The organism is Duganella callida (assembly GCF_004614165.1).
Classification (GTDB): Bacteria; Pseudomonadota; Gammaproteobacteria; order Burkholderiales; family Burkholderiaceae_D; genus Rugamonas; species Rugamonas callida.
The window spans coordinates 25,303-31,732 of the sequence record NZ_SPVG01000033.1 but is presented as its reverse complement, the minus strand read 5'-3'; the positions used below and the strand labels follow the sequence as shown (position 1 = coordinate 31,732).

Here is a 6,430-nt window from a genome sequence, read left to right as displayed (position 1 = left end):
AGCGGCCGCTACGGTAGAGCCCGTGTGCGATTGGCAGAACTGACCCCGGATTAGGTGCGGACGGAGGCGAGGCGCAGACGGACGATGCGCTGGCTGCCGGCCGGACGGCTGGCGTCCGGCGCCGGCGGTTCGACGCCTTCGTCCAGCTTGAAGATGGCCACGGCTTCCGACAGGTATAGTGCCTGCCGCTGCAGCGTGCTGGCCGCCGCGGCAGCCTGCTGCACCAGCTCCAGGTTTTGCTGCGTCACCTGGTCCATGTCGACGATCGCCTGCTGCATGCCTTGTACGCCCTGCGCCTGCTCGGCGCCGCTGACGCCGATCTGGCCGAGGATGTCGCCGATCTGCCGCACCGCGCCGACGATTTCCGTCATGCTGTCGCCCGCCTCGTCCACCGAGCGCGCGCCACCTTCGATCTCCGAGACGGTGTCGGCCACCAGCGTCTTGATTTCGTGTACCGCCGAGGCCGACCTCTGCGCCAGCGCGCGCACTTCGCCGGCCACCACCGCGAAGCCGTGCCCATGTTCGCCGGCGCGCGCCGCTTCCACCGCCGCGCTGAGCGCCAGCATGTGGGTCTGCACCGCCAGGCCGTCGATCATGCCGACGATTTCCACTACCTTGCGCGAGCTGCCGCGGATCGACGCCATGGTCACCACCAGCCGCTGCACCACGCTGCCGCCGCGCGCCGCGAAATTGTGTGCGCAGTGCGCCAGCTGGCCCGCCAGTTCGGCCTGCCCGGCGGCCTGGGACATCTGGCCGCCCAGCTGTTGCAGCGCGCCGCCGGCTTCTTGCAGTGTGCCGGCCTGGTGACGCGTGCGCCGCGTCAGCACCGCGTTGCCCTGGCCGATCTCGCGCGAGGCGCCATCGATCGATTGCGCCGCCGCCAGGATGGTTTTCAGCGCCGTGTTCAGGTTGCGGATGCTGGTGTCCAGCGCCCGTGCCGTCTCGGCGATTTCGTCGTTGCCGTAGACGCGCTGGCGCACCGTCAGGTTACCTTCCGCCAGATCGACCGCCGCCGCGCCGATTTCGCGCACCTCCTTCAGCATCGAGTTACGCACCGCCATGGTCACCAGCAGCGACAGCGCGATCGACAGCGCCACCACGATCGGCATCCAGGTCGACAACACGCGGAAGTCGGTCTCGGCGTCGGCATAGGCGCGCTCGCTCAGGCTTTGCTCGAGGCGCGACAGTTCCTCCAGCCGCTGCGCCACCACGTCGAACGCGCGCTCGGCCTTGGACATGGCGTTGGCCGCCATCGACTGGTCGGCCATGGCCAGCTCGATCACGTCCTGCATCGCTTTCACGTAGACCGCGTGCGCGGCCTGCGACTGCACCACGAAGCGGCGCTCGGCCGGATCGGCCTGGGTGGCCATTTCCAGCTGCGCGAACTGGCGGTCCAGCGCGGCGTGACGCAGATGGATGTCGCGCACCAGCGCATCCACGCGCGGCGCGGCGAAGCTGGCGTTGATCCAGGTGAGCAGCTGGTAGATTTCCGTGTGCGCCTTGTGCGCGCACGCCACCAGGTCGGCCGCCGACTTCAGCCGCACCGCACGCTGCTGCACCATGTTGTCGAGCGACTGGTTCTGGCGCAGCAGCCCCAGGTAGGCGCCCGCCGACAGGATGATCAGCAGGATCAGCACCACCCCGGGCGCCAGCAGCAGCTTGGGTCCTATCCGCAGTTTGCTGAGCATGGCGGCTTAGTGCTTGTAGATGCCGGCTTCGAGCGCCACGTCTTCGACCCGCAGCACGTAGGTGCGCTTGGCCTCCACCTTGCCCGATTCCGGATTGCGAAATTTGTAATCGACCCAGCCATGCCCCGGCGCCTTGGCCAGCGCCACCATCTCCTGGCGGAACAGCTTGCCGTCGGCATCCGGCACTTCCAGCAGATTCTTGCCGATCAGTGCGGTGGTTGGATGGGCGATGGTGATGCCGTGCAGGTCGCGCATCGCCAGGTACAGCGCACCCTGGTTGAATTCCGGGTCCTTGTTGTTGATGCGGGCGATCATCTCGGCCTTGCCGTGCGCGCGCACGAACTGGGCGCCCTTCTCGGCCAGCGCCACCGCATCCTTTTCATTCGGCGCGGCCTGCGCCAATCCACTCCACAGCACGGCGATTCCGAACAAGGCACGCATGATTCCCCCGCACAGGTAAGATGCTGTAATCTACGCCGGCCCGACCATTCGACACTTGTGTTTAATCAACTCGCGCCCGGCACTGTACAGGAAACAACAGGAGCATTATGAAAGCATCGACCAAGGCGACCCTGATTTCGGCTCTGATCTTTCCGGGTCTTGGCCACCTGGCATTGAAGCCGCCGCGCGGCAAGCGCGGGCTGCTGTTTTTGCTGCCGGCCGCCGTGGCGGTGATTTACCTGATCAACACCGTGCTGACGCTGTCCAACCAGCTGCTGGCCGAACTGGACAGCGGCGCCCTGGCCTTCGATCCGGCGCTGATCATCGAGCGCGTGCACAATTCGCCGGCCGCCAACAGCGGTATGGGCGATCTGATGGGGCTGATTTTCATCGTCAGCTGGGTGGGTGCCATCGTCGATGTGCTGTGGCTGGACAGACAGCGGTAGAATTAGCTTTCCAATAACAACGGCAGGGACGCGCCATGAAAACGAATCAAGTTGTCCTGATCCTGGTCCTGGCCGGCGCCGCCGGCTTTGCTGCTTCGCAAACCAGCGGCATACGCCGCAACGTGATCCAGAAGGCCGACGTTTCGGTCCCCGGACGCGAAGCGGTGGTCGCCAAAGTCGAGGTGGACGCTGGCGGCTCCAGCGGCCGCCATACCCATCCCGGCGACGAAATCGCCTACATCCTGGAAGGCGAAGGCGAACTGCTGGTCGATGGCGAAGACCCGCGCCGCGTCAAGGCCGGCGAATCTTACGTGATCCCCGCCGGCACCATCCATGACGCCATCAACTCCGGCAAGACGCCGTTGCGGCTGGTCGGCGTCTACGTGGTCGACAAGGGCAAGCCGCTGGCGACGCCGGCCAAATAGTTGTCATCACCGGTTCATCTGGTGACGCTACAATAGCGCCGCCATGAAGAAAACTGCCATGTTGAACCGTCTGGCGGCTGGGCTGTGTCTCGCCGCCGCCCTGCCCGCCCATGCCGGCCGTCCGATGACGGTCGATGACGCGTCCATTGTCGCCCCCGGCCAATGCCAGCTGGAGACTTACGCCGCCCACGCCGACCACCTGAACCAGTACTGGGCCACGCCCGCCTGCAATGCCGGCGGCAGCTGGGAACTCGCGGTCGGCGGCGCCTGGTCCGAAGACACTTCCGGCCCGCGCGCGCTGATCAGCCACTACGGCCGCCTGCAGGCCAAGACGGTGTTCAAGCCGGTGGAAAGCGGCGGCTGGGGTGTGGGCCTGGTGCTGGCCGACCAGTTCCGCAGCGGGCGCGGGCTGGACGGCGATCTGTCGGCCAATGTGCCGGTCAGCCTGTCGCTGCTGGACGATCAGGTGCTGCTGCATCTGAACGCCGGCGTGCTGCGCTCCCAGGACGAGCGCCGCACCAACGCCACCTGGGGCGCCGGCGCGGCGGTCCGGCTCAGCGAGCGCAACTCGCTGACCGCCGAAGTCTACGGCCAGCAGCGCAACGGCGCGCGTTACCAGTTCGGCCTGGCCCACGCGCTGATTCCCGATCATTTGCAGATCGACGGCACCTGGGGCCGCCGGCTGGCGCGCGGTGCCGAAGAAACCGTCGTCACCCTCGGCTTGGTGTTGCAGACCAACTAAGCCAGCAATCGCCCGGCGGGCAACACCGGCGGCATCGCAACCAGTTGCCGCCAGCGCAGATACAGTCCGACGGCGGCGGCAACACCGAATGCCGCGCCGATGCCGACCCAGGGCGGTGCGGGATCGGCCCAGCTCATCACGGTCGCGCCGATGGTACCGGCCACCACCGCCAGCGTCATCAGAATCGCTGGCCCCTCCGACCTCTGTACCGGCATGGTGGCATACCGGCGCAGCAGCAGACCGCCCGCCGGCAACATCAGCATTGCCAGCGCAAAGCCCAGCCCGCGCATCCGGCCAAGACACAGCAGATCGATCAACATCACCGCCACCAGCAACACGCCCCACATGCGCAGGAATCGCTGCATCAGAGTGCCGAACAGCACCCGGTTGAATTGCGCGGCGGGCGGAGCGGCCGGCGTCAGCATGTACAGGCGCTGTTCGGCAGCGTGGCGCGTGATGCTGGCGGCAACCGCGGTGGCGTACATCAGACTACTCAGCAACAGACAGCCCTGCATCAGCGAACAGGTCATCAGCGCCAGCCGTGCGTCGCCCAAGGTGGCCACATAGCGCCCGACGAGCACCATCACGGCTGTCGCCGCGACGGCATACAGCAAAGCGCCGCTGTCGTCGGCCGCGGTGCCGAGCGTGTGCATCATCAGTCGGCCCCGTGAGGCGCCGTCGCGCAGGTCACGTCGCAAGGCGGCCGCGTAGGGAATCCGAAACCAGCTGACCCAGCGCGGGGCTGGCGGGGCGTCGGCTGGCCGCCGGCCGGCGAACCGCGCCACCCGCGCCTCGCGGCATTGGGCCCAGCGCCAGTGCTGATCGCCGCCGCGCGGGAAGACGAGTTGCAGACCCAGCGCGAACAAAACGATGGCCACGATCAGGCCCAGCGCTGTGATCAGCGGCTCGCCCATGTCATCGCCAAGGGCCATCAATGCGCGCAATGGACGATTCTGCGAGGAGACCGAGACGACGATCAGCACCGAAGGGAAAAATACCAGCCAGTAGTAGCGCTGCGTGAACAGGATGTAGACACTCAGCAGCATGCCCGCCAGCAAGGCGTAGCCGCCGCCATGGCCCAGTATCAGCCGGGTCGTCAACGCCAGTGCCACCGCACACAGCACAAACAGACCTCCCACCATGCCCATCAGCCGTCCACGCAAGCCCGGAACGAGGCAGGCGTGAACCGGACGATGCTGCAAAATGGCGCTCCTGAGCACTTCCGATGCCCACAGGTAGCCGGTGAAGGCATTGAGGCTGAAGAAAATCAGGCTGCCCAGTTGCGGCATTGCGCGATGGTAAAAAAATATCAGCGCGGCGGCGCCGCAGACCAGTTGCAGCAAAGTAAGCCTGATCAGCAGGCGGCAATTGACGCGGTCACGGACTGCGTATTGCAACATATGCAAATAAGCGTTCATTTGGTCACCTCGACGAACAAGTCTTCCAGGCTGAGGTTTCTACCTTCCAGCAACTCGTCCAGTGCGCCTTGCAGCACAATCTTGCCGCCCTGCAGGAAGGCGACATCGAGGGCCACCCGCTCCAGGTCGGACAGAATGTGGGTGGAAAAGATCACCGTGGTGTCGCGTTCGATGACATCGCCGATCAGTTCCTGCAGAAAGTCGCGCCGTCCGACCGGGTCCAGGCTGGCGACCGGCTCATCCAGCACCAGCAGCTTCGGGTCGTGCGCCAGCGCGCGGATGATGGACAGGCGCTGTTTCTCGCCGCCCGAAAGCTTGCTGATTTGCTTGTCCGCCACTTCGCCGCCGAAGCCCCAACGTTGCATCAGCCCATCGACCTTGGCCTGGTTCCAACGCGGATACAGCGCCTTGAAATAGTCGAGAAGTTGTTTCGGCGTCAACCATTCAAACAACTCCGATTTCTGCGGCACATAGCCGATGTTGGCGCGCACCTGTTCGCTCATGGCATTCACCGGGCGGCCAAACAGCACGCTGTTGCCGGTATCCGCTTCGCGCAAGCCCAATATACATTCCAGCAAAGTCGATTTACCGGCGCCATTGCGGCCCAATAAACCTATCACCTTGCCCTGCTCGACCATTAAATTCACGCCCTGCAGGACCTGCTGTTTGCCGAAGGATTTATGCAAATTCCCTACTTCGACGATAAATGATTTCATTTATATTCTCCCAGAATTTTTGCAAATAACTGCAGGACGGATTCATTATCCAGTTCAAGCTGCCGCGCTTCGGCGGCGGCGCGTTCGAGTGTCGGTCTTAAAAGATGCTCGCGTCCGGGTGGTTTATCGCTGTGGGCCACCAGCATGCCCACTCCGCGCGCACGGGTTAATAACCCTTCGGTTTCCATCATGTTATAGGCCTTGGAAACCGTCATCGGATTGACGGCCAGATTCAAGGCCACCTCGCGGACCGACGGCAATATGTCGCCTGGTTTTAAGACTGCGGCGGCAATTAATCGTCTGACCTGTTCGATTAATTGCCGATAAATCGGATCCGAAGAGCCGGTCGCGATGGTGAACAGGGATGCGGTATGCGTGGACATGATCGCTGTATATGTGTATTAGTTGATTAATACAGTAGACGCAAATCGGGAGCAAGTCAAGCGGCTTTTGCCACAGTCGGCCTACCAGCGCCAGAAACTGGCGGGATCGCGCCAATTGTTGGCACGGCAGGGCGAATTTAGGTGCGTTGACGCACCCGTGCGCGGTTGCGG

8 protein-coding genes are annotated in these 6,430 nt (G+C 64.3%); 3 read left to right on the top strand and 5 right to left on the bottom strand.

The window, feature by feature from the left end; translation table 11 throughout:
• Positions 1-50: 50 nt before the first annotated feature.
• Complete coding sequence (locus E4L98_RS03645; protein WP_135200212.1) at positions 51-1,688, bottom strand: methyl-accepting chemotaxis protein; 1,638 nt, start codon at positions 1,686-1,688, stop codon at positions 51-53.
• Positions 1,689-1,694: 6 nt separating this feature from the next.
• A complete protein-coding gene (locus tag E4L98_RS03640) occupies positions 1,695-2,129 on the bottom strand; it encodes a cache domain-containing protein (protein ID WP_135200211.1) in 435 nt (144 codons plus the stop codon).
• A 107-nt stretch (positions 2,130-2,236) separates the two neighbouring features.
• On the opposite strand from E4L98_RS03640, the gene E4L98_RS03635 reads away from it, so the two are divergent.
• The 3 genes from E4L98_RS03635 to E4L98_RS03625 are packed head-to-tail and all read left to right on the top strand — an operon-like array spanning position 2,237 to position 3,742.
• Positions 2,237-2,575 carry a hypothetical protein gene (locus tag E4L98_RS03635; RefSeq protein WP_135200210.1) on the top strand — a complete coding sequence of 113 codons (339 nt, stop codon included), beginning with the start codon at positions 2,237-2,239 and terminating at the stop codon, positions 2,573-2,575.
• Between the two features lie 35 nt (positions 2,576-2,610).
• A complete protein-coding gene (locus E4L98_RS03630; RefSeq protein ID WP_135200209.1) occupies positions 2,611-3,000 on the top strand; it encodes a cupin domain-containing protein in 390 nt (129 codons plus the stop codon).
• 43 nt (positions 3,001-3,043) lie between these two features.
• Positions 3,044-3,742 (top strand): PA4824 family protein, encoded by a 699-nt coding sequence (locus E4L98_RS03625; protein ID WP_135200208.1) that lies wholly within the window; start codon positions 3,044-3,046, stop codon positions 3,740-3,742.
• Here the strand turns inward: E4L98_RS03625 and E4L98_RS03620 are convergent.
• The 3 genes from E4L98_RS03620 to E4L98_RS03610 are packed head-to-tail and all read right to left on the bottom strand — an operon-like array spanning position 3,739 to position 6,259.
• On the bottom strand, positions 3,739-5,160 hold the full coding sequence (locus E4L98_RS03620) for a hypothetical protein (protein WP_135200207.1): 1,422 nt from the start codon (positions 5,158-5,160) through the stop codon (positions 3,739-3,741). The genes E4L98_RS03625 and E4L98_RS03620 overlap by 4 nt on opposite strands.
• Positions 5,157-5,876 (bottom strand): ABC transporter ATP-binding protein, encoded by a 720-nt coding sequence (locus tag E4L98_RS03615; protein WP_135200206.1) that lies wholly within the window; start codon positions 5,874-5,876, stop codon positions 5,157-5,159. The genes E4L98_RS03620 and E4L98_RS03615 overlap by 4 nt, the downstream gene beginning before the upstream one ends.
• Positions 5,873-6,259, bottom strand: coding sequence for a GntR family transcriptional regulator (locus E4L98_RS03610; protein ID WP_135200205.1), 387 nt, complete (start codon positions 6,257-6,259; stop codon positions 5,873-5,875). The genes E4L98_RS03615 and E4L98_RS03610 overlap by 4 nt, the downstream gene beginning before the upstream one ends.
• Positions 6,260-6,430: the final 171 nt, after the last annotated feature.

Coding starts and splice junctions, on each gene's coding strand:
- E4L98_RS03620 (WP_135200207.1), bottom strand. CDS start 5,160: ATGAACGCTTATTTGCATATGTTGCAATACGCAGTCCGTGACCGCGTC.
- E4L98_RS03615 (WP_135200206.1), bottom strand. CDS start 5,876: ATGAAATCATTTATCGTCGAAGTAGGGAATTTGCATAAATCCTTCGGC.
- E4L98_RS03625 (WP_135200208.1), top strand. CDS start 3,044: ATGAAGAAAACTGCCATGTTGAACCGTCTGGCGGCTGGGCTGTGTCTC.
- E4L98_RS03630 (WP_135200209.1), top strand. CDS start 2,611: ATGAAAACGAATCAAGTTGTCCTGATCCTGGTCCTGGCCGGCGCCGCC.
- E4L98_RS03645 (WP_135200212.1), bottom strand. CDS start 1,688: ATGCTCAGCAAACTGCGGATAGGACCCAAGCTGCTGCTGGCGCCCGGG.
- E4L98_RS03640 (WP_135200211.1), bottom strand. CDS start 2,129: ATGCGTGCCTTGTTCGGAATCGCCGTGCTGTGGAGTGGATTGGCGCAG.
- E4L98_RS03635 (WP_135200210.1), top strand. CDS start 2,237: ATGAAAGCATCGACCAAGGCGACCCTGATTTCGGCTCTGATCTTTCCG.
- E4L98_RS03610 (WP_135200205.1), bottom strand. CDS start 6,259: ATGTCCACGCATACCGCATCCCTGTTCACCATCGCGACCGGCTCTTCG.